Genomic DNA, 3,058 nt, shown 5'->3' with positions numbered 1-3,058 from the left:
AACCGCTACTTCGTCGTGAACGATCGCACGACTATTCAAGTGCAAAGTACCCACAGCTTGATAACCCGCAACTTGGGTTACTATCTTGGTAAAGATGATAATGATGTTTATGTACTCAAATACAGAGACTACACCCATCTAAATGAAAAATCCTTTGTGTATCTTGGTGATCATAGAAACGATATGACGCAGAAAATTCAAAAAGCTTTTGATGGAGACAGTGAGCCTGGTAGGCCTCTGTCAAGAATTCCTCGTTACATTATTGAAGAACACATTCAAAATAGTGAATACAAAACTATTGGAGGAAATTTACAGCTAGGTATCGCTGATCGGTTTCGATTTCGACCATTTTCTATTTGCAAACCGAGAGTTCTTGGAAAGTCGGAAGCTTATTTAAGTTATTTAGGGTACGAGCTACATCAGGATATAACGAGTGTCGGTCATGCAATTGTTAATCTACCTGGAATGGTTTAGAAGTCCACGACCATAACTCAGACGAGGTAACAATTCAAATTTAGCGGGCGGTTGAGAGTTGCTAGTGGTTCATTTGAGCTTACTTGCCACCACTTATGTGAGCCGTTCAAGCAAATTTAGCTTTGGCATATCCCAGATGAATTATTCTTGCTTTTGCTAATTGCACCCCCCATTCCTCAATCATCATATTGTTAAGTGAAAGCGATCGCACCATTTAATCTAAAAAATCTTCATTAAAAATAGTCTTTTTTTTTACAGTTATTCTTTGAGCAAAATGCACTAAAAATCTAAAAACCAGACTCCATAAGAGTTATACTATCTAAAGCATCAAAACAGATTGTTCCTAGATAACTCTGCAACTGGCATTTAGGCTAGAAATAGGCTCTTTTTTCTCTTGCCGCGAAAAAACCTTGCATTATATGATGTTGAGGAGCGATCGCTAGGTTCGGAGTAATCCCAAGAGTGCATTTGACGGAAAGGAAGACCCATCTTTTGGAAGACGTACTTCTCTTTCACACCAGAAGCTACAAGGTCGGGCTTCAGCGCTTTGATAAATTCCTCGAATTCGTAAGCGGTAACGTCGTCATAAACGATGGTGCCGTTTTCGATGTAGCCAGTGGTACGTTTGTAGTCATCGTTATGAGCGAACTCATAACCTGTACCAATCATCTTCATGCCCAAGTCTTGGAAAGCTGGGACAACGTGGCGAGGACGCAGACCACCAACCATGATGGCGACAGTCTTACCTTCCAAGCGGGGGCGATACTTCTCAAGAATCGTATCCATTGTGGGCTGATACTTGGCGATGACCTTCTCAGCGTTTGCTTGAATTGTCTCGTCAAACTTAGAAGCGATTTCCCGTAAAGATTCAGCAATCTTGGTGGGGCCGAAGAAGTTGTATTCTAACCAGGGTATACGCTAGTTTAAAGCCTAAAATCCTTATATATCAACGCTTTTGTAAGCTTGCATTTTGTGTGGGTTATTTTTGTCTTAAAGCTTGTAATTTAAATACCCAAAACTCTAGTGAAACGGTAATTTGATTTGCAGATTGTGGCTTATTGGAGTATGCCCAACAGAATTAGTAATCGAGCCTTAACCGTCGATAGGAGATGCAACAGTGGTGCATAATTCGTCAAAATTCGCTGGCGGATAGCATATGCAGTCCGGTAAATTTTTGCAACAGCTTGCAGGATATCTGTCAAAGTTTATACACTAGGCTAAAACGCGAGTGTATTTTGTATGGAAGTACTGGGAAGGCCGATGAGCCAAAACAAGAGGTTGCATCTAATGGATGGTGAAAATCCGCGTGAGCAAACTTGGTTTACTTTGTGTGGTCGCAAGATTTGCGCCACTCACGCTCTACCGTTGCAAAAATTTGATGCTGGCGAGAATTGCTGTACAGTTTGCGTTCGTATGCAACGCAGTAATGAGTTGCTGCATTCTCAATTAGCTACAACTTCGTACACTGATATCCTTTATGTATAACGACTGCACAACGGTAGAGCAACCCTATAGGGTTCCTATAGCGACGACTGCATAACGACGGTTGCTACATGATTGCAGGTTTTCTAAACCACGCGAAACTTAGAGGAAACATTAATGTTTCCGAAAAATAAACCACGCTGAAATTGCAACTTCTGCATGGGTTTAACAGGACTTGTAATGAGTTAGTAAGATTTCCCACCCAGAGGGTGGTTACATTCCTAGTAGGGTTAAAAAGCAGCGTGGTGAAAAGCCAGTTACTTTCAACTGACTGCTGACACTCCCTATCGAGCCTTAACCCTTGAGTGAGTTTCACTTAACGAAAATTAAATGACTGTTGCGCGATCGCTTACTCTCCCGATAGAACCTTAACCCTCAACTGGTTTGTCGTTCAATGAAATTCGCTTTACTTACGCTAAGGAAGCCTTAAGGGTTCCGGTTTTAGTTACACGATTGTAAAGTGTGAGTATTGAGCTTTAATCTTCCAGGACATAGGGAAATGTATAACATTTCCAAAGTACGCAACACTGCCACAGTTTACGGATGTTCGCCGGCGGGAGGGGTTAAGGCTCCGCTAGGGCGATCGCATTGCGGATAATTTACGCCAACCTTCAGCTATCGCCCAAAAAATAACCCCCCTATTCGTGACTAGGGGGGTATACTGAAAACCAAGCTTCAACTTAATTTTGGCGGTTTCGGACACTCTTTCTTTGGTACAAAGTTTCTTGTGTCTATAAACATCCGAAATATCGGTTCAAATCTCTGCTGATTCGCAGCATCCATTAAAGGATAGGTATTCACTATGGCTAGAGTCTCAACGATTTGTCTTGCATCCTCATTTTCAAGCTTGACATGGAGTTCTCTGTCAAACTTGATTTTGAGAGACTGTAACTCCAAAGGACTCCCATTTAATTGAATTTCTTCAGTAAGAGTGTTGTAGTGTAACTTATCTCCCCAAGCGTCTCTGACTATGTAATAAGCTCTCATTAACTTAGACTTAAGAAACTTGTAACGCTCCTGAACTGCCTTGTTAATGATGTCCAGCCCCTCGGTCGTTTCCTGCCTTGAGGCAATGTCAGCAGCAAGCGTTGGGTCAGCCTTG

At 41.9% G+C, this 3,058-nt stretch carries 3 protein-coding genes and 1 pseudogene; 2 read left to right on the top strand and 2 right to left on the bottom strand.

What is annotated here, in order from left to right:
* Nucleotides 1–474: hypothetical protein (locus ACFFAP_RS25275; protein ID WP_375513792.1), on the top strand; the 474-nt coding region annotated here is incomplete at its 5' end.
* 366 nt (nt 475–840) lie between these two features.
* On the opposite strand, the pseudogene ACFFAP_RS25270 reads toward ACFFAP_RS25275, so the two are convergent.
* Nucleotides 841–1,389 (bottom strand): annotated as a pseudogene (locus ACFFAP_RS25270) (nitrogenase component 1); the annotation flags it as partial.
* Nucleotides 1,390–1,734: 345 nt separating this feature from the next.
* On the opposite strand from ACFFAP_RS25270, the gene ACFFAP_RS25265 reads away from it, so the two are divergent.
* Nucleotides 1,735–1,959: a hypothetical protein gene (locus tag ACFFAP_RS25265; protein WP_375513791.1), complete on the top strand. Its 225-nt coding sequence runs from the start codon at nt 1,735–1,737 to the stop codon at nt 1,957–1,959.
* 672 nt (nt 1,960–2,631) lie between these two features.
* Here the strand turns inward: ACFFAP_RS25265 and ACFFAP_RS25260 are convergent.
* Nucleotides 2,632–3,058 (bottom strand): hypothetical protein (locus ACFFAP_RS25260; protein ID WP_375513790.1); only part of this gene is annotated, 427 nt, incomplete at its 5' end.

This window comes from uncultured Nostoc sp. (assembly GCF_964245575.1).
In the GTDB taxonomy this organism is placed as follows: domain Bacteria; phylum Cyanobacteriota; class Cyanobacteriia; order Cyanobacteriales; family Nostocaceae; genus Nostoc.
Note: the sequence above shows the minus strand (reverse complement) of the source record. Positions and strands in the feature narration are given on the sequence as shown.